The sequence below is a fragment of the Herbaspirillum sp. LeCh32-8 genome, assembly GCF_017814915.1.
Lineage (GTDB): Bacteria > Pseudomonadota > Gammaproteobacteria > Burkholderiales > Burkholderiaceae_D > Herbaspirillum.
The window spans coordinates 1080337-1098093 of record NZ_JAGIPZ010000001.1; the positions used below are offsets into that span (position 1 = coordinate 1080337).

A 17757-nucleotide genomic window follows, 5' to 3' on the forward strand; every position below is an offset into this window, starting at 1 on the left:
TGCGTCGGCGTCACCACGCGCTTAACTGCTGCGCTTTTGCAGAGCTTCGCTCACGTGGCCATGCGCCGCAATAACGCCAGCGCCGAGCGTGCCGCCAGTGACGACGTCCCCGGATTGGCCGAGGGCTGCGCCTCGATGGAAAAACGCATCGTGCCGCTGTCGGACTCGACCTCTATCGCATGGCAATTGCCGCGCGCGGCCGGATCCACCCACAGCTCCACCCGGGTGCGCTGCGGCCCGATTCCGGCCAGGGACAGCGCCGCGGCCACGTTCAGGTTGGCCGGAAAACGTCCTACGGCATCAAGCGCGCAGCCGGCAAAGACCAGCGTGGGCTGTACAACGCGATCGGGATCGATGCCCTGCTCGCCCAGCCACGCCACGCCGCGCAGGGCGGCGGGTGGTTTGCGGGTGACCAGCTTCGCCGAGCGGATGTCGCCTTCGGCCATGGCGGCGACCGCGTCCAGGCCGCCGATCGCGCCGCTGGGAATGTGGATGCGGTTCCGGTGTCGCTCCCACAGCGCCAACATGTCAGGCGACGCCAGCAAGGCGCCCGCGCTCATGACCAGCAGCTGCCTGCCCGCCTCCAGCACCGGCACGGCGATCTCGCGCAACACCCCGGCGCCGCCGCATTCGATGACGATGTCGGCGTGCTCGCCGATGTTGTGCAATGACGGCAACGCCACCTGACCCAGTCCCAGTGCCGCCAGTTGTGCGCGCGCCGCCGCCGCGTTGCGCGTCGCCACCGCCGATAGCGTGATGCCGGGCATGTCGCCCGTCATGCCCGCGGCGATGGCATGGCCGACGGTGCCCAGGCCGGCGATTGCAATCCTTGTCATGGTGGATCCTGTTCATGTCGATGGCTCATGTTAGGCAGACGCTGCCGGTCGGACAAACGATTAAAATGCCATCATGCATTCATTGAAGTCATGCATACGCCGTCTGCATGACTGCCGCCCCGCCCCACAACAAGCCCCCGACGATGAACAAGCTCCCTCCCCTGACTGCGCTGCGCGCCTTCGAAGCCACGGCCCGCCTGCTTTCCTTCACCGCGGCGGCAGAGGAGCTGCATGTCACCCAGAGCGCGGTCAGCCGCCAGGTGCGCGCCCTGGAGGCGCACCTGCAGCACGCGCTGTTCGTGCGCCTGACCCGCCGCATCGAGCTGACGCCGCAGGGCCAGTCCTACTACCAGGACGTGCGGCAAGCCTTCGACCAGATCTGCGAGGCCGGCAACCGCCTGAACCGGCGCAGGACGCGCGCCTCGCTCTCGCTGGCGGTGCTGCCGGGAGTGGCGGCGCTGTGGCTGATGCCGCGCCTGGAGACTTTCTGGCGCGACAACAAACATATCGATGTGCGTATCGTGGTGGCCACCGATGCGGCCGATTTCCGGCCTGGGCAGATCGACATGGCGATCCAGGTCGGCGTCTTGCCCGGCACCCGCAGCAAAGGCCTTCCGCTGGGCCGTCGCATGGCGGTGGATTGGCACGGCCTGCGCGCCGATCCCTTGTTCCCCGATGCGCTGGTGGCCTTATGCCACGACCGGCTGTGGCGGAGACATCCGGTGCGCAGCATCGACGACCTGAGCCGTCACGCGCTGATTCACACCGCCATCAGGCCGCAGGCGTGGCATGACTGGCTGAGCGAGCACGGCGCACGCCTCGCGTCGAACCAAGCCCGTATCGAATGCAGCCAGTACGCCATGGCGCTGCAAGCCGCCATGAACGGCGAAGGCATCGCCCTGGCGCCGTCGGTGCTGGCCGACAGCTTCGATCCCGAGCGCCGGCTGCGACGCCTCTTCGACGGCCCGACGCCCAGCGCCGGCCAATACTATTTGCTCACCCCGGCGGACCGTTATGATGCTGCACCCGTTCGCCGTTTTCGTGAATGGTTGCTGGGGCAGGCGCAGGCAAGTTCAGCCTGAGCCGGGCTGGCGTCTGCGGTAGTCCCGACATGAAAAAAGCCCGCGATAGCGGGCTTTTTCGTGGCCGGGGCTGACACCGGCGACCGGCGCCCGGCGCCATCAATCCAGCTTAAAGCGTCCCACCAGCATGGCCAGGTTGCCGGCCTGCTCTTTGAGCGAATCGGCTGCCGCGGCGGCCTGTTCGACCAGCGCGGCATTCTGCTGGGTGGTCTCGTCCATCTGCGTGATCGCCAGGTTCACCTCGTTGATGCCGCCGCTTTGCTCTTGCGTGGCCGAACTGATTTCGCCGACGATGTCGGTCACCCGCTTCACGCTGGCCACCACTTCGGTCATGGTGGAGCCGGCGCGCGCCACTTGCTGGCTTCCGGCGCCGACCTTGTTCACCGAGTCGTCGATCAGTTCCTTGATCTCCTTGGCGGCCGCCGCCGAGCGTTGCGCCAGCGAGCGCACTTCGGAGGCTACCACCGCAAAGCCGCGACCCTGCTCACCGGCGCGGGCGGCTTCCACCGCCGCGTTCAGGGCGAGGATGTTGGTCTGGAAGGCAATGCCGTCGATCACGCTGATGATGTCGGCGATCTTGCGCGAACTCTCGGTGATGCCTTCCATGGTCTGCACCACCTGGCCCACCACGTCGCCGCCTTGGCTGGCGATGCCGGAGGCGGAGACCGCCAGCTGGTTGGCCTGCATGGCGTTGTCGGCGCTCTGCCTGACGGTGGAGGTGAGCTGTTCCATCGCCGCAGCGGTCTCTTCCAGCGAGCCGGCCTGCTGCTCGGTGCGCGCCGACAGGTCGAAGTTGCCGCGCGCGATTTCCTGCGAGGCGGTGCTGATGGTGTCGGTGCCGTGGCGCACCTGGCTGACGATGTCGCGCAGGCCTTCGCTCATCTCGCGCAGGGCGTCCATCAGGCGGCCGGTCTCGTCGCGACTGCCGGCGCGAATGCGCAGCGTCAGGTCGCCCCGGGCCACGCGCTGCGCCACCTCGACCGCGTCCTTGAGCGGGCGCGACACATTGCGCGCCACCACCAGCGCCAATACGAAAGCGATCAGCACCGCCACGCCCAGCAGGCCCAGGATCAGCACGGCCGCCCTCTCGTACACGTGATAAGCGGCCTGGTCGGCTTGCGCGCTGCCTTCGCCGTTGACCTTCACGATGGCTTCGAGGTCGGCCACCATGGCGCGATAGAGCTGGGCGGACTCGCCGTTGAAGAGCGCGCGCGTCTCGTCGTATTGCTGGTTGGCGGCCATCTCGGCGAGCTGTTTGTCGAGCGCCACATAGGCCGTCAGGCGCTTGCTGAACTGGCCATACAGCGCCTTTTCCTTGTCTTCGGAGATGCGTGCTTCATAGGCCTTGCGCTGCTTGGCCAGCAGGGTCAGCCGCGTTTCGATGGCCTTGTTGGCGGCAGTGCGCTCGGATGGCTGCACCGCCGTGACCAGCTCCAGCTCGGAGATGCGCAGCAGCGGCAGCGAGCTCTGTATCTCGCGCGCCGCCTCGATGGAAGGCATCCACTTGCTGACGATTTCCGATGACGCTTTATTCACTTCCTTGAGCTGGCTGATGGAGAACAGGCCCAGCATCACCGTCAGCGCGATCACCACGGTGAAGGACAGCGCCAGCTTGCGCGCGATATTCAGATTGTGGAACCAGTTCACGTCGTCCTCGAATTTCTAGTTATGTGTGATTGAGGGGCGACTCCCGGCATGCTGCGGCCTTAGACGGCGCACAGAGCGGGATCCCGCAAACCGGCCCTCTCCGGCTTGCCGACGCGCGGCGCTCTTCCCGTCCTTGCGGCGCTTGCGGTCGAAATAGGCTTGAATACTAAAGAGGCGCGGGATGTCTTTCCAATGAATTAAATCGCAAACGCAATGCCCTATTTGATATCAATGCGGCGTGGCGACGGTTGAACATGCCAGCGTCGCAGGCGTCATCTCAAATGGAAACCCGCACGGCAAACGACAGGGGCCCTTGCTTTCGCAGGGGCGACGGAGGGAGGATTTCGAGGACTTGTCGTTCCTGCGAAAGCAGGGATTCAGCGGCGTTCGTTGCAGCCGCGCGATGCGTTTGCGGCTTGCACGAAGGCCGTGACAACGTTGGTTACAGCCTGCCGCGAAGGCAAGCGTTCGGTAACCCGGCCACCGGGTCAGTAACCGCGCTTCAGGTCGACGTTGGCCGGGATCAGGCCGCTGTGGCGGTACTGCCGCACATTGCCGGCCACGATGGCCGAGGCCGTCTCGCGATTGGTCGGCGCCGAGCAATGCGGCAGCACGGTGACGTCGGGATGGGTCCAGTGCCAGCTGTCGGCCGGCAGCGGCTCGGTGGCGAACACGTCGAGCACGGCGTGGCGCAGGCGGCGCTCGTCCAGCGCCGCGCACAGGGCCTGGTCGTCGACGATGGGGCCGCGCGCGAAGTTGATCAGCTGGGCCTGCGGCGGCAGCAAGGCCAGGCGCCCGGCATCCAGCAAGCCGCGCGTCTGCACCGTCAGCGGCAACAGGCAGACCAGGATGTCGCTCATGGCCAGCATCTGTTTCAGGCCGTCTTCGCCGCTGAAGGTCTGCACGCCCGCCTGCTCGCGCCGGCTGCGGCTCCAGCCGCATACCTTGAAGCGCGCCTGCAGCAAGGCGGCGGCGGCGGCTTCGCCCAAGGTGCCGAGGCCGAGGATGCCGACCACGCGGTTCTCCGGCAGCACGTATTCGTCCGCCTGCCAGACGCGAAAGCGCTGGCGTTGCGCGTACAAGGGCATGTCGCGGTGCAGGTAAAGCGTCCATGCCAGGACGGCCTCGGCCATGGTGGTGGCCAGGCGCGGGTCGACCAGGCGGGTCAGCTGCAGGCCGCTGTCACCCAGGTCAGCCACCAGTCGCTCCACGCCGGCCCAGACGCTGTGCACCCATTCCAGCTGCGGCATCAGCTTCAGCTGCGCCGGATCCGGGTTGGCCACGATGGCCAGGCGGCATTGCGCGCGCTCGGCCTCGCCCAGCTCGGCAAACGGCACCACCCGCTCACCGGGCATGGCGGCGTTGAGCGCCTTGACCCAGGCCTGCACCGATGCCGCATCGGACTGGCTGACGAATGGGATGGGCAAAGCGGCGGTGGGCGACGCAGCGTTCATTTGGCGTAGACCTGTTCCAGGCTGCTGAAGCCCTTGACCTCGATCGGGTTGCCGAACGGGTCGAGGAAGAACATCGTGGCCTGCTCGCCCGGCTCGCCGGGGAAGCGGATCTGAGGCTCCAGCACGAAGTCGACGGCGCGGCTCTCGGTCAGCGTGCTGGCCAGTTGCTTCCAGTCGTCCATGGCCAGGATGATGCCCAGGTGCGGCATCGGCACCATGTGGTTGCCGACCTTGCCGGTGTTGGTGACGGCGAAGGGCTCGCCCAGGTGCAGCGACAGCTGGTGGCCGAAGAAATCGATATCAACCCAGGTATCAGTACTGCGACCTTCTTCGCAACCGAGCAGATTGCAGTAGAAGCGGCGCGCCTGATCCAGGTCGCGCACGTGGTAGGCCAGGTGGAAAATGGATTTCATGGGAGTCCCTCGATAGTCTTGAAAACGAAGCGACAAGCATAGCCGCTCGCCACCAAAAGAGATAGCATGTAATTCTTAGCATCTTCAAAAGAATGTCTTATGGATAGCCGCTACCTGAAAAGCCTGATCGCGGTGGTCGAGAGCGGCTCCATCGCCGACGCCGCCCGCACCGAAGGGCTCACCGCCGCCGCCGTCAGCCAGCGCATCCAGGCGTTGGAGCGCGAGCTGGAGGTGCAGCTGTTGTCGCGTACCGGTCATGCTGCCCGCGCCACCGAGGCTTGCCTCGCGCTGCTGCCGCGGGCGCGCCGCATCGTCGCCGAAGTCGCCCAGTTGGCCGACGATGCCGACGACGAAGGCTTGACCGGCACGCTGCGCATCGGCGCCATCTCCACCGCGCTGACCGGCATGCTGCCCGGGGTGCTGCGCACGCTGACCGAACAGGCGCCGGGCTTGCGTCCGGCGATCGTGCCGGGCACCTCGCGCTCGCTCTACCAGGCGCTGCTGGCCGGCGAGATCGACGCCGCCATCCTGGTGGCACCGCCATTCGAGCTGCCGCGCACGCTGCGTGCGCAATCGCTGCGGCAGGAAGAGCTGATCCTGCTGGCGCGCCGCAAGCTGCGCGGCGACGCCGCTGCCTTGCTGCGCCAGCAACCCTATATCCGCTATGACCCGTCGGCCTGGGGCGGGCTGCCGGCGCAGCGCTACCTCGACGACCAGGGCTTGCAACCGAGCCTGCTGTGCGACCTCGATGCACTGGAAACCATCGCCATGCTGGTGGCCGACGGTGTAGGCGTGAGCCTGGTGCCGCGCTGGAACGGGCTGGAGAAGTTGGCGGCCGGCTGCCGCATGGAAGCGGTCGAGGCCCACCAGGCCGGCCTGTACCGACGCGACATCATCCTGTTGACTCCTTTGCAAGGCGCGCGACCCAACATGCTGCGACTGCTGGCCGACGCCATCCCGCCGCAACACTGACGCGTTGATGCGGCGTCAAGCCTGCGCGCAGCCTGCTTGACCTGCCTCAAGCAGGCCGCGTTGCACGTATGGACTGGCCGCGCGCACCGGCCTAGGCTGAAGGCATGGGATCCGAGCCCGGATCCGCGTCCCGCCCGAGGAGTTGCCATGAGCTACAAGTCCATCCTGGTCCACGTCGACCAATCGCGCCATGCCGCCCAACGTATCCGCATCGCCGCCGAAATCGCCCGCGCCCAGCGGGCCCACCTGATCGGCAGCGCCATGACCGGCATCTCCAGCTTCATCCAGATGGAAGGCGCGGCCTTCGTGGCCACCCACATCGACGGCTTTCGCGACCGCGCACTGGCGGCGCTGGAAGTGTTCGACGGCATCGCCCGCAGCGTCGGCGTGCTGTCCTACGAGAAGCGTTTCATCGATGACGACGTCGAAGCCGGCCTGGCGCTGCAGGCGCGCTACTCGGATCTGGTCGTAGTAAGCCAGAGCGACCTGGACGAACCCGACACCAGCTTCCTGGCCGACCTGCCCGAATCCGTCATGCTCAACACCCCGCGCCCGGTGCTGATGGTGCCGTCGGCCGGCCTGTTCGAGCAGGTCGGCAGGAATGCCCTGATCGCCTGGGACGGCAGCATGCAGTCGACCCGCGCCATCACGGCCGCCTTGCCGCTGCTGCGCCAGGCCGACAACGTCACGGTGGCCATCTTCAATCCCGACAAACGCCAGGGCACCCACGGCGAGCAACCCGGGGCCGACATCGCGCACTACCTGGCGCGCCACGGCGTGAAGGTGGAGGTGGCGCAGGAGAGAACCGAGCTCGACATCGGCAACGCCCTGCTCTCACTGGCGGCCGACCGCGGCTCCGATCTGCTGGTGATGGGCGGCTACGGCCACACGCGCTTCCGTGAAGTGCTGCTGGGCGGCGTGACGCTGACGGTGCTCAAGACCATGACGATTCCGGTATTGATGGCGCACTGAGCACAGCGCGGCGCCGCGAAAAAAAAGGACATGCGATGCATGTCCTTTTTGCTTGAAGCGAAGACCGGATCAGGCGCGCACGCCCACAATAACGTGCGACGCCTTGAAGAAGGCCACCACCGGCGAGCCCACCGCCAGCCCCATGTTGTTGGCGCTTTCCTGGGTGATGATGGCGGCCAGGGTTTCGCCGCCCTTGAGCGCCACTTCCACTTCGGTGTTCACCGCGCCCGGCTTGATGAGCTTGACGCTGCCTTCCAGGCGGTTGCGGGTGGACAGCTTCACGCCGGCGTTGGGCACCGACAGGATCACCCATGGCGCCTTGATCAGCGCGATGGCGTCGCCGCCGACCGTCAGGCCCAGCGATTTGGTGCTCTCCTGCGTGATCACGGCCACAATGCGGTCGCCGCCGGCCAGGGTGATCTCGATTTCGTCATTGATCGCGCCGGGGCGGATCTGACCTTGCCTGAAAATTCGTTGCGTGCGCTGGTGAGCATGGGGTTCTCCTCTATGGGGGACGGCAAGATGCGTCTGTTTGTTATAAGTGCAGCAGGCTTGCGATCATACCGAAAAGCACGCTGCAAGCGAGCGGCGTTCACCCATCGCCCTTATAAGCGCGGGCATATGTACGGCAGGCAATTCAAAAGCAAGCGGCGGAGTGCCGTCAATGCCCGTGCAGCGCACACTGGCGCTTTCCCGTTCCACGCTTCCATTGCAAGGATTCTCCATGCCATCCGCCGCGCCGCTGTCTTCGGACTTAGCTCCCTTCGCCGATATTGAACAACGCATCACCGCCCTGCCCTGGCCGGCACTGACGGCTGAGCTCGACCGCGGCGGGCAGGCCGTGATCCCCGGCCTGCTCGACGCCGGCGAGGCACAGCTACTGGCCGCCTGCTACGACGACGATCCCTTGTTTCGCTCGCGCATCGTGATGGCGCGGCACAACTTCGGCCAGGGGGAGTACAAGTATTTTCGTTACCCCTTGCCTGCGCCGGTGCAGCGCTTGCGCAGCGCGCTGTATCCCCGCCTGGCGCCGCTGGCCAATCGCTGGCAGGCGCTGATGGGACTGGCCGCCCGCTTTCCCGACACGCATGCCCAGTTCCAGCGCCGCTGCAACGACGCCGGACAAGTGCGCCCGACGCCGCTGTTGCTGCGCTACGAGACGGGCGACTACAACTGCCTGCATCAGGATTTATATGGGGAACATGTGTTTCCGCTGCAGGTGGCAATCCTGCTGTCGGAACCCGGCCGCGATTTTGAGGGAGGAGAATTCGTGCTGACCGAACAGCGACCGCGCATGCAGTCGCGACCGGAGGTGGTGCCGCTGCGCCAGGGCGATGCAGTGGTGTTCGCCGTCAGCCAGCGACCGGTGGCTGGCGCGCGCGGCCCGGGCCATGTCTACCGGGTCAACATGCGGCACGGTGTTTCACGCCTGCGCGCCGGCAGACGTCATACGCTGGGCGTGATCTTCCACGACGCCGCTTGAGCCGGCGCTGACAATTCAGTTGGATTCGGTCGCCGGCCGCTGCAGCGGCGCCAATGCCGCCTGCTTGGCGCGCTGCGCCAGGCGCGCCTTGCGCTTGCGCACCCAGATGATCACGCCGGTCACCGACAGCATCGCCACCAGCGCGCCCATGAAGGAAATGAAGATGCGCCCCGGCAGCCCGAGGATGCGTCCGGAGTGCAGCGGGAACTGCGCCTGCAGGAAGATATCGCCGGCGCTGCCGCTGCCCGGGATACGCCCGCCCGCAGCCTCACCGGTCTTGGAATCGAAGTAGAGCCAGGCATTGCCCAGGCCGCCGTCGCCATGGTCGTTGCCGGCCTGGAAAAAGCCCACGCCATAGACGCCGAACATGCCCGAGTAAAACACGCCGCCGGCCGGCTCGGTCAGACCGAGGCGCTGCGCTTCCTTGCGGCCCAGCTCGACGACTTGCTCACGCGAGATGGCCGGCTCGCCGGTCTTCTCCGGCGCGAGCGGGGTACGCGTGTCAAAGGGACCGGAGGTCAACGTCGATACCGTCTGTAGGATCGGGCGCATCACCTGGCGCTCCAGGTTCATCGAGATCGACGTCACGGCCAGGATCAGCAACAGGCCCCAGACCCACACGCCGCCGGAACGGTGCAGGTCGAAGTTGAGCTTGTGGCCGCCGTCGCGCCAGCGGAAGGCGAAGGACTTGCGCCAGCTGCGCCAGTTGGGAAAGGACAGGTAGAGCGCAATAAAGCAGTCCAGCGCCCACACGATGCCGACGATGCCCATCAGCCACACGCCGGTCTCAATGCCGCCTACGTCGGGCAGGTGCATCGTGTAGTGCAGCTTGTAGAGGAAAGGCAGCAGGTTCTCCGGCGCCAGCGAGATCGCGCCCCACATGCGGCGCCCCTGCACTTCGGCCGTGACCGGGTCGACGGCGATCTGGTTGTAGTCCAGCGCGTAGAGCTTGCCGGTGGCCGGGTCGAGGCGCGGCTCGACCATCATGTTCATGGTGTGGCCGGGCTCTTCACTGGTGAGCACATAGGTCACGCGCAGTTTGGGCTCGGCCTTCTCGACCAGGTTGGCCAGCTCCAGACCGGACTTGGGCTCGCCGGCGCCGGGCTGGTCTGCGCTCTTAGCGTGGAACAGCTGCGGATTGAGCCAGGCGTCCAGCTCGTGGTCCCAGGAAATCACCGCGCCGGTGGCGCCGGAGATGAACAGGAAAACCGCGGCCGCCAGGCCGAACCATCGATGGATGATGACAAAGAGTGCGCGCATTGCTTTATACCTGGCTGCGGGTGCTGGCTTGGTCTGGGTTGGGTTGTCTGGAAAGTACGGCTGCTGCCGCCGAGCTCAACGCAAACGGCGGCACCCCGCGAGGGACGCCGCCGCAATGCGGACATGGGCGAGCGCCGGCTGGCATTGTACTACCAGCGGCACCGCTGCCCCGATCAGAAATCAAGCTTGGCGCTCACGCTGAAGGTGCGCGGGTCGCCCGGCTTGATGTAGTTCTCGTACTGATATTGCCAATAACGCTTGTCCAGCAGGTTGTTGACCGCCGCCCGGAAGGTGGTGTCGTACTTGCCCAGGCGCGTGGTGTAGCTGGCGCCGAGGTTGAACAGCGTATAGCTCGACAATTCGATGTCGTTGGCCGCGCGCAGCATGGTGTTGCCGGTGTACTTGGCGTCGGCCATCAGTTTCAGGCCGGCCACTTGCGGCACCAGGTAGGCGATCTGCGCGGTCGCCATGTTCTTCGGCGCGCCGGCCACGCGGTTGCCGGTGAAGGTGCTGCCCTTTTTGTACGTGGCGTCGAGCAACATCAGGCTGGCGCCCAGCTGCCACTGCGGCGCCGGACGATAAGCGCCGCCCAGCTCCAGGCCCTGATAGATGGACTGGCCGTCCTGCACCAGCGCATTGCCCAGCGTGTACTCGGCGGCGCGCTCGATGCGGAACAACGCCGCCGTCGCGCTCCAGCCCTGCTGACTGGTCTTCGCGCCGACTTCATACTGCTTGCTGGTGAGCGGCTTGAGCTGCTGGCCGTAGTTGTCCTGGCCCAGGCTGGGCGTGCCGCCCTGCTCCAGCGACTCCACATAGCTGGTGTAGACGGTGGTGTTGGGCTCGGGCTTGAACATCAGCGCCACGGTCGGCGTGGTGGCGTTCTTGCTGTAGGTCGAGGTCCGGTTGCCGCCGATGCCGAAGGCGTTTTGCTCGAACTGGTTGTAGCGCAAGCCCGCCAGCACCGACCAGCGCTCCGAGAACTTCAGCGTATCGCTGGCGAACAGCGCCTGCTGGGTGATCTCGCCGGCGTGATAGGTGCGCAGCGCGGTATTGCTGTAGTAGGCGTTAGTGTTCTGCGCGTAAATATTGCCGGTGCCGGACAGCTGATAGATCGAGTTGACGGTGTAGTCGTTGACCTGCTTCTGCCACGATGCGCCGAACACCAGCTGGTGTTCCAGGAAGCCGGTCCTGGCGTTGCCTTCCACCATCGCCTGCCACTGGTCGTAGGTATGGGCCTCGAGGTAGTCCGAACGGTAGTTGTCGTAATCGCCGGCGGCGTTCTTCAGGTAGATGGTCTGCTCGTTGCGGTTGCGGCGGGCGCTGCTATGGCTATAGCTGAGGTTGGCCTTCCAGTCCGGATTGATGCGGTAGGTCAGCCCGGTCTGGTAGAGCTGGAAGTTGGTGTTCAGGTGCTGGCCCGGTCCCACCAGCGTGCGGTTGCCGCCGCTGATGACCGACGGCAGCGTGGCGCCGGTGTAGTTTGCCGTGTAGATCGACGGCGTCTGGTCATCCGAGTTGCTGTTCTGCCAGATCGACTGGAAATCCCAGGTCAGGTCGCGCGTCAGGCGCGCGTCCAGCGCCAGCGAGACCGAGTTGCGGCGCAGGTAGCCCTCGTTGAAGGTTTCGCCCTGGTCGTGCGTGGCGTTGAGGCGGTAGCCGAACATCTGGTCGTTGCCGAAACGCCCGCCCAGGTCGACGTGCTCGCTCCAGATGTTGCCGCTGGTATAGCCCACGCTGACGCTGCGCACCGGGGTATCGGTCGGTTTCTTGCTGATGTAGTTGACCAGGCCGCCCGGCGTGCCGAAGCCGTACATGAAGCCGCTCGAGCCCTTGAGCAGGTCGATGCGTTCGAAGTGGTCGTACGGCAGCGTGATGCCGTAGCCGAGGAAGGGCTTGCCGTCGATACGGAAGGAGTTCTGCCAGTCGGCCGGCAGGCCGCGGATGGTGATGTAGGAGGCCCAGGCGCTGTAGCCGCCGCTGTTGTCGCTGACCGAGGCATCGTTGGAAAACACGTCCCCCAGCTTCAGGATCTGCTTGTCGGCCAGGTCGTCTGCGGTGACGCTGGTTATCGAGAACGGCGTATCGAGCACCGAGCGCGAACCGAGCGCGCCATTGGCCGATTGCGTCTGCAGGTGCTGGCCGCTCTCGCCGGCGGCGTTGACGGTGACAGTGGGCAAGGCGGCATCACCAGCCCCAACGCCGGTCGCGCTGGTCGACTCGTCGTTGGCGACAGCTTGGGCGTATGCCGCCGTGCTCAACAATGCGGGCGTGCCCGCCAGCGTCATGTAGACAAATGCCTTGCGCAATGCGCGCGACATGGCGCTTGGCCGCGCCGCAAACTGGTTGAACTGCTTCACTCTCGATCCTCTTTAAATGTAAATAGAAATAATTCCTATTTATTTTAAAGAAGCTGTCAGCAAATGAAAACAGAACTTACAAAGCTTGATCTACTCCCCCCCGGAGCATTGCCGAAAAATTAACATTCCCGACTTCTCGAGCACCCGCCAAAAAAAGCGGCTCCCGAAGGAGCCGCGTGACTTGCGAACCAACATAGCGATGCAATCGATACCTCAGGCAGCAGTCGCGATCTTCTTGAGAATGTCCTGCAACTGGTCGATGTCGTAGGGCTTGGGCAGCGAGTGCGAGGCGAAGCCCACGTTGCGCGCCACCATCGCGCCGTAACCGGAGGCAAAGATCACCGCCAGGTCGGGGAAGCGCTGCACGGCATTGCGCGCCAGGTCGACGCCGGAAATACCGGGCAGGTTGACGTCGGTAAAGAGCACGTCGAAGGTTTGCTCCCCCAGCGCCTTCTCGGCCTCTTCGCCGCTGGTGACGCCACGCGCGGCATGGCCCAGGGTCTCCAGCAATTCGCACACCAATTGCTGGGAATCGATGTTGTCCTCCACCACCAGCAGGCGCAGGCCGCCGTCGGCAGGCATTGAGGACGTCGGTGGCACGGCCGCGCCGTTGGAGGCGGCATAGCCGGCTTGCGCATTGGTATGGGCATGTGCCTGCGCCTGCTCCAACTGTGCCGGCTCCTGCTCGGCCTTACGCTGGCGCTCGGCCACCGGCAGCACGTGGATGGTGGCAGTGGCGGCGCCGGACGCATCGGCCGGCGCTTCCTTGCGCGCCGCGCTTTGCGCCAGTTGCTCATGATGCGCGCGGTTGGACAGCATGTGCCGGATACGCCGCGCCAGCTGGTTGATGCGATATGGCTTGGACAGCAACTCGACGCCGGCGTCCAGCCGTCCTTCGTGCACGATGGCGTCGCGCGGATAACCCGAGGTGAACAGCACCTCCACCCCCGGCAGCAACTGACGCGCCTGGCGCGCCAGCTCGGTGGCCGGCACGCTGCCCGGCATCACCACGTCGGTAAATACCATGTCGATATGGATGCCGCTTTGCACGATAGCCAGTGCACGCTCGCCGTTGTCGGCCTTGAGCACGCGGTAGCCGAGCGAGGCCAGCGTGTCGATGACCGTCAGCTGCAGGTTCGGATCGTCCTCCACCACCAGGATGGTCTCGTCGCCGCCGCGCACTTCCATCTCGCGGTTGTCGTCGATCAGCACCTCATGCTCGCGCGAGCGCGGGAAGTAGATGCGGATCGTGGTGCCGTGCCCCGGCTCGCTGTGGATGCTGATGTGCCCCTTGCTCTGCTTGACGAAACCGTAAGCCATCGACAGGCCCAGGCCGGTGCCCTCGCCTTCCTTCTTGGTCGTGAAGAAGGGTTCGAACGCGCGCTCGCGCACCTCCGGCGACATGCCGTGGCCGTTGTCGGAAATCGCCAGCTCCACGTACTCGCCCGGCGCCAAGTCGGCCTGCGACAGGAAATAGGGATCGGACAGATGCACATTGTCGATCTGCAGCGTCAGGCGGCCGCCGCTGGGCATGGCATCGCGCGCGTTGATCGCGGTGTTGATGATCAGGTTCTCGACCTGGTTGGGATCGAGCATGGTGTTCCACAACTCGTGCGTGATGACGGTCGATATCTCGATGGTCTCGCCCACGGCGCGACGCAACAGGTCGTCCATGTTCTGCACCACGCGCTCGAGGTTGATGCTGCGCGGCTGCAGCGGCTGGCGCCGCGCGAAGGCCAACAGCTGCGAGGACAGCTTGGCGCCGCGATCGACCGCACCGATGGCCACCTTCACGCGCTGGCGGCTGCGCTCTTCCAGCGACGGGTCCGACTGCAGCAGCTGCAGGTTGCCGCCGATGATCTGCAGCACGTTATTGAAGTCGTGCGCCACGCCGCCGGTCAGCTGGCCCACGGCTTCCATCTTCTGCATCTGGCCCAGCGCGGCTTCGGCGCGGCTGCGCTCCAGGATTTCCTCGACCACGCGCTGCTCCAGCGTGTCGTTGAGCTCGCGCAGCGCTTCCTCGGCGCGGCGACGCTCGGTGATGTCGGTCGACACCGCGATCATGGCCTGCGGCCGTCCTTCGGCGTCGACGATGCGGCTGATATTGCTGGAGACCCAGAACGTGCTGCCGTCAGGCCGCACATAGCGCTTCTCCAGCGTGAACGATTTGCCGTCCTCGATGCAGCGATTGAACATCGCCATGTTCATCGGCACGTCTTCTGGATGGGTGACCTCGGCCAGCGTCATCTGCATCAGTTGTTTTTCGGTCCGGCACAGCATGCGGCACAGCGCATCGTTGACGCGCAGGTAACGTCCCTGCAGGTCGAGCTCGGAGAAGCATACCGAGGCCTGGTTGAAGATCGCGGTCAGGCGGTTCTCGCTCCACAGCAGCGCCTGCATGCCGCGGCGTTGCTCGGTCAGGTCGACGAAGGTGCACAGCGCGCCTTGCAGCACGCCGTCCTGCCACACCGGATGGGCCTGATACTGCACCGGGAAACTGCTGCCGTCGGCGCGGAAGAACACTTCATTGTCGACCTGTGCAGTCACGCCGTCGCGCGCGGCGCGGTAGACCGGGCTGTCGGCCAGCGCGTAGACGCTGCCATCCGGATGCGAATGGTGGATCACCTCATGCGCCGCACGTCCCAGCACATCCTTCTCGCTGGAAAAGCCGAGCATGCGCAGGAAGGCGGCGTTGCACAGCGTGACCAGACCGTTACGGTCGATGGAATAAAAGCCCTGGTCGGTCGAGTCCAGCAGCTGTCGCACGAAGGCATTGTTGGCGCGCACGCTGGCCTCGGAAGCAGCCAATGCCTGCTCCATCATCTTGCGCGCGGTGACATCGAACACCACGCCGACATAGCGCTTGTCGGTGCGCGGATCGTCGCGCACCACTTCGCCCTTGCGCGCCAGCCAGCGCGTCTGGCCGTCGGGGCGGGTGATGCGGTATTCGGTGTATTCCAGCGGATTGCGTCGTTCCTGATCCTTGATGGTAGCGATGCCCAGCTGCGGGCGATGCTCCTCGGCGATCATCGAGACCAGGCTGTCGGCGGTGACCTCGCCCTCGTGCGGCAAGCCCCACAGCTGGCGGAAGCGATCCGACACCAGCAGCTTGCCGGAGTCCGGGAACCACTCGAAGATGCCGATGCCGCCGGCGCTGTCGGCGATGCGCAAGCGCTCCTCGGCGGCGAAGCGTTCGGTGACGTCAAAGCCCTCGATGAAGATGCCTTCGACCTTGCCGTCGGCCCCGCTCATCGGCTGGAATACGAAGTCCAGCACGACTTCGGAGAACTGGCTGTCGCGGTCGCTCTGCGGCTGCGGGGCACGGCGCAGGAACAGCCGGGCGCCGCGCGCGGTATAGGTCTCGCCGCTGCGATAGACGCGGTCGAGCAACTCAAACAGGTCTTCGTCCAGCAGCTGCGGAAACGCCTCGCGCGCCGGACGCCCGATCACCGGGCGGTCGCCGAACAGCGTGAAGTAGGAACGGTTGACCATCTCGAACACGTGCTCGGGGCCGCGCACCACTGCCATGAAACTGGGCGACTGCTCCAGCAGCTCGCGCACGAAACGGGTCTCGGCCGACAGCTCACGGTTGGCCTGTTGCGCGTTGTCGCGCTCCACGGTCAGCTCACGGTTGATCTTCTGCAGGCGCTGCGCATCCTGCGGCATGCGGCGTCCCACGCGCGGCAGGCGGGTCGAATCGATGATGGCGCACATGACGCCTTCCACCTGCACGCCGTCGGCGCCGAACACCGGCACATAGGAAAAATCGAACCAGGCCTCGTCGCTTTGGCCGGACTCGGCCGGCAATGCCACGTGCTGATCCTCCAGTAATTGCCGGCGACCGTCGAAACAGGCTTCGATGGCGGCTTCATGGGCCTGGCGGATGTCGGGCCAGAACAGTACCTCGGACAGGCTGGCGCCGAATGCGGCGGGATGGCGCTCGCCGATACAGGCGGCAAAGGCGTCGTTGTAAAGCATGCTGCGCGCATCGCCCCAGATCAACAGGATGGGGGACGGCGACTGCAGCGCGATGTTGAGCGAAGTGCGCAAGGCCGGCGACCACTGCGCCGGCTCGCCCAGCGCAGAGCCGGACCAGTCGGACGCGGATACCATCCGGCCGGCCACACCACCGCCGCGCAACCAAGAAATTTCTGCCATGTCGTGAAACGTACGTGTAAGCACTTTAGATCCGGGCGGCAGCCAGTCCTCGCTGCCATTGTCGATGCGCTTTCGAATGATTGTTCGACGCATCCGTTCGTCCTGTCAGAACCGCCCTGCCCCCACACCGGCTTTGCCTGTCATTGCGGCAGTGCGGCGTCTTGTGAAATATATCGGTCGATTATACGGGAAGCTCGCCGGGATCCGAATCCTCTCGCCATCGGCAAGATGTCGGCGCGTGGCCCACGAAGCCAGTCTCCTCAAGGCTTCGCGCGCCACCTCCTGTTTTCCTACACAGCTTTGAGCACTCATCCGACAACAGTTGTCGCCGGGCCGCTTCAGCGCGACTTCTTTTTTTGCGCGCGCTCTTCCCGCAGGATGCGATTGAGTTCCGCCAATTCGTTGACAGCGTCCTGGGTCAGGATCACCGGCTCGTTGGCGTGATAGGCACGGCCGCCCAGACGACCGTTCATGCCGATGTAGGCGCGCGCGCATTCACGGCGATAGGCCAGGATATCGTCCTCGTCGGTCAGCGGCTGGCCGGAGCTGTCGCGCGGCAATTCGCCAACCCCGAACGCGCTGCGCGGATCGTCTTCTTGCTCCTCGAGGCGTGGCGCCTCATGCGTGCTGGCAATGTGCGCATGGCTTTCGATGTGGTTACGGTAGGCATCCCAATCGCCTTGCTGGATCGAGATGTTCTTGTCGGACTGATGTGCGGAATCGGACTTGTCCATGATGCTACCCCTGTCAAAGTTCCAACGCTGGCGAGCTGCGCTGGTCGCGTGGTTCCGTGCGCTTCTTCGATTCGGCCGCGGCGCGCCGCAACTCCCGCTCCCACTGGTCCACGAGACGCGTGGATCCGTCGAAGCTGCGATCGATTTTCTCTTTCTGTTTCATCGACAGCATGGTGGTTTACTCCCGATTGCGTTTCAATTCGCTGCGGTCGCCGACAAAATTATTTTAGCCAAACTCCACGTCTTGGGAAGATTTTGTTTAAGCCGGTCGACACAGCAATATTGCCTCTGAACATTTTCTCGCAATCACGCATTGAACTTCGTTCTTCATGCGCGAAATCGCTTTGTTGCCGTCGCCTCTCAGACGATCTTTTTGCAAGCTTGCCGAT

Annotated in this window: 14 protein-coding genes; 4 read left to right on the forward strand and 10 right to left on the reverse strand. The window is 65.1% G+C overall.

All coding sequences use genetic code 11. The features are described from left to right. Positions 1 to 50: 50 nt before the first annotated feature. The gene (locus tag J8I26_RS04950; RefSeq protein WP_209604577.1) at positions 51 to 836 is read right to left on the reverse strand and encodes an aspartate dehydrogenase; all 786 of its coding nucleotides are present in this window, start codon (positions 834 to 836) and stop codon (positions 51 to 53) included. 143 nt (positions 837 to 979) lie between these two features. Between J8I26_RS04950 and J8I26_RS04955 the strand changes: the two genes are divergently transcribed. After that, positions 980 to 1918 (forward strand): LysR substrate-binding domain-containing protein, encoded by a 939-nt coding sequence (locus J8I26_RS04955; RefSeq protein WP_209604579.1) that lies wholly within the window; start codon positions 980 to 982, stop codon positions 1916 to 1918. Positions 1919 to 2017: 99 nt separating this feature from the next. On the opposite strand, the gene J8I26_RS04960 is transcribed toward J8I26_RS04955, so the two are convergent. The 3 genes from J8I26_RS04960 to J8I26_RS04970 form a co-directional block, all read right to left on the reverse strand. Further along, positions 2018 to 3565 carry a methyl-accepting chemotaxis protein gene (locus J8I26_RS04960; RefSeq protein ID WP_209604581.1) on the reverse strand — a complete coding sequence of 516 codons (1548 nt, stop codon included), beginning with the start codon at positions 3563 to 3565 and terminating at the stop codon, positions 2018 to 2020. A gap of 488 nt (positions 3566 to 4053) precedes the next feature. Continuing rightward, on the reverse strand, positions 4054 to 5019 hold the full coding sequence (locus J8I26_RS04965) for a glyoxylate/hydroxypyruvate reductase A (RefSeq protein WP_209604583.1): 966 nt from the start codon (positions 5017 to 5019) through the stop codon (positions 4054 to 4056). Further along, the gene (locus J8I26_RS04970; protein WP_209604585.1) at positions 5016 to 5432 is read right to left on the reverse strand and encodes a VOC family protein; all 417 of its coding nucleotides are present in this window, start codon (positions 5430 to 5432) and stop codon (positions 5016 to 5018) included. Before J8I26_RS04970 ends, J8I26_RS04965 begins: the two co-directional genes overlap by 4 nt. A 99-nt stretch (positions 5433 to 5531) precedes the next feature. Here J8I26_RS04970 and J8I26_RS04975 point away from each other — a divergent pair, with 99 nt between their 5' ends. Continuing rightward, positions 5532 to 6404, forward strand: a complete 873-nt coding sequence (locus J8I26_RS04975; RefSeq protein WP_209604587.1) for a LysR substrate-binding domain-containing protein — start codon at positions 5532 to 5534, stop codon at positions 6402 to 6404. A gap of 147 nt (positions 6405 to 6551) precedes the next feature. Beyond that, complete coding sequence (locus J8I26_RS04980; RefSeq protein ID WP_209604589.1) at positions 6552 to 7376, forward strand: universal stress protein; 825 nt, start codon at positions 6552 to 6554, stop codon at positions 7374 to 7376. 69 nt (positions 7377 to 7445) lie between these two features. Here the strand turns inward: J8I26_RS04980 and J8I26_RS04985 are convergent, their stop codons facing one another. Then, a complete protein-coding gene (locus J8I26_RS04985) occupies positions 7446 to 7847 on the reverse strand; it encodes a TOBE domain-containing protein (RefSeq protein WP_348635282.1) in 402 nt (133 codons plus the stop codon). Between the two features lie 253 nt (positions 7848 to 8100). Here J8I26_RS04985 and J8I26_RS04990 point away from each other — a divergent pair, with 253 nt between their 5' ends. Beyond that, positions 8101 to 8859 carry a 2OG-Fe(II) oxygenase gene (locus J8I26_RS04990; protein ID WP_209604591.1) on the forward strand — a complete coding sequence of 253 codons (759 nt, stop codon included), beginning with the start codon at positions 8101 to 8103 and terminating at the stop codon, positions 8857 to 8859. Positions 8860 to 8874: 15 nt separating this feature from the next. Here the strand turns inward: J8I26_RS04990 and J8I26_RS04995 are convergent, their stop codons facing one another. The 5 genes from J8I26_RS04995 to J8I26_RS05015 all read right to left on the reverse strand — a co-directional run bounded on the left by J8I26_RS04995 (position 8875) and on the right by J8I26_RS05015 (position 17540). Beyond that, on the reverse strand, positions 8875 to 10119 hold the full coding sequence (locus J8I26_RS04995) for a PepSY-associated TM helix domain-containing protein (RefSeq protein ID WP_209604593.1): 1245 nt from the start codon (positions 10117 to 10119) through the stop codon (positions 8875 to 8877). 173 nt (positions 10120 to 10292) lie between these two features. Further along, the gene (locus J8I26_RS05000; protein ID WP_348635279.1) at positions 10293 to 12476 is read right to left on the reverse strand and encodes a TonB-dependent receptor; all 2184 of its coding nucleotides are present in this window, start codon (positions 12474 to 12476) and stop codon (positions 10293 to 10295) included. 213 nt (positions 12477 to 12689) lie between these two features. Continuing rightward, positions 12690 to 16634 (reverse strand): PAS domain S-box protein, encoded by a 3945-nt coding sequence (locus J8I26_RS05005; RefSeq protein ID WP_209604595.1) that lies wholly within the window; start codon positions 16632 to 16634, stop codon positions 12690 to 12692. A gap of 338 nt (positions 16635 to 16972) precedes the next feature. Next, a complete protein-coding gene (locus J8I26_RS05010) occupies positions 16973 to 17368 on the reverse strand; it encodes a hypothetical protein (RefSeq protein WP_209604597.1) in 396 nt (131 codons plus the stop codon). A gap of 13 nt (positions 17369 to 17381) precedes the next feature. After that, positions 17382 to 17540 carry a hypothetical protein gene (locus J8I26_RS05015; protein WP_209604599.1) on the reverse strand — a complete coding sequence of 53 codons (159 nt, stop codon included), beginning with the start codon at positions 17538 to 17540 and terminating at the stop codon, positions 17382 to 17384. Positions 17541 to 17757: the final 217 nt, after the last annotated feature.

Coding starts and splice junctions, on each gene's coding strand:
- J8I26_RS04995 (WP_209604593.1), bottom strand. CDS start 10,119: ATGCGCGCACTCTTTGTCATCATCCATCGATGGTTCGGCCTGGCGGCC.
- J8I26_RS04950 (WP_209604577.1), bottom strand. CDS start 836: ATGACAAGGATTGCAATCGCCGGCCTGGGCACCGTCGGCCATGCCATC.
- J8I26_RS04970 (WP_209604585.1), bottom strand. CDS start 5,432: ATGAAATCCATTTTCCACCTGGCCTACCACGTGCGCGACCTGGATCAG.
- J8I26_RS05015 (WP_209604599.1), bottom strand. CDS start 17,540: ATGCTGTCGATGAAACAGAAAGAGAAAATCGATCGCAGCTTCGACGGA.
- J8I26_RS04975 (WP_209604587.1), top strand. CDS start 5,532: ATGGATAGCCGCTACCTGAAAAGCCTGATCGCGGTGGTCGAGAGCGGC.
- J8I26_RS05005 (WP_209604595.1), bottom strand. CDS start 16,634: ATGGCAGAAATTTCTTGGTTGCGCGGCGGTGGTGTGGCCGGCCGGATG.
- J8I26_RS04965 (WP_209604583.1), bottom strand. CDS start 5,019: ATGAACGCTGCGTCGCCCACCGCCGCTTTGCCCATCCCATTCGTCAGC.
- J8I26_RS05010 (WP_209604597.1), bottom strand. CDS start 17,368: ATGGACAAGTCCGATTCCGCACATCAGTCCGACAAGAACATCTCGATC.
- J8I26_RS04980 (WP_209604589.1), top strand. CDS start 6,552: ATGAGCTACAAGTCCATCCTGGTCCACGTCGACCAATCGCGCCATGCC.
- J8I26_RS04955 (WP_209604579.1), top strand. CDS start 980: ATGAACAAGCTCCCTCCCCTGACTGCGCTGCGCGCCTTCGAAGCCACG.
- J8I26_RS04990 (WP_209604591.1), top strand. CDS start 8,101: ATGCCATCCGCCGCGCCGCTGTCTTCGGACTTAGCTCCCTTCGCCGAT.